The organism is Pseudomonas sp. NY15181 (genome assembly GCF_048068055.1).
Taxonomy (GTDB): domain Bacteria; phylum Pseudomonadota; class Gammaproteobacteria; order Pseudomonadales; family Pseudomonadaceae; genus Pseudomonas.
Genome location: NZ_JBLUPT010000030.1, coordinates 1 through 491 on the forward strand (window position 1 = coordinate 1; position 491 = coordinate 491).

General features: G+C 66.2%; 1 protein-coding gene. It reads right to left on the reverse strand.

From position 1 onward, the window contains the following. On the reverse strand, positions 1 to 491 hold a 491-nt coding region (locus ACNFBT_RS27185), incomplete at both ends, for an acyl-CoA dehydrogenase family protein (protein WP_416753900.1).

Below are 491 nucleotides of genomic sequence, written 5' to 3' on the forward strand. Positions count from 1 at the left end.
TCCAGGTTCTGCACGGCGGCGTTCAGCGGGCCGGTGAACTCGGAAAGCTCAGCGGAGGCCGAAGCGGTGAAGGCGCGGATCTCGTCGGTGAACAGCTTGGCGTAGGCGCCGCCGCTGCCGACGATCTTGCGCCCCATCAGGTCCAGCGCCTGGATGCCGTTGGTGCCTTCGTAGATCTGGGTGATGCGGCAGTCGCGCACCAGTTGCTCCTGGCCCCATTCGCGAATGAAGCCGTGGCCGCCGAAGATCTGCTGGCCGTGGACGGTGGTTTCCAGGCCCATGTCGGTGAGGAAGGCCTTGGCCACCGGAGTCAGCAGGGCGACCAGTTCCTCGGCGCGCTTGCGGGTGGTCGGCTCTTCGCTGTACTTGGCGGTGTCCAGTTGCATGGCGACGTAGCTGGAGAAGGCGCGACCGCCTTCGTTCAGCGCCTTCATGGTCAGCAGCATGCGACGCACGTCCGGGTGCACGATGATCGGGTCGGCGGCCTTGTC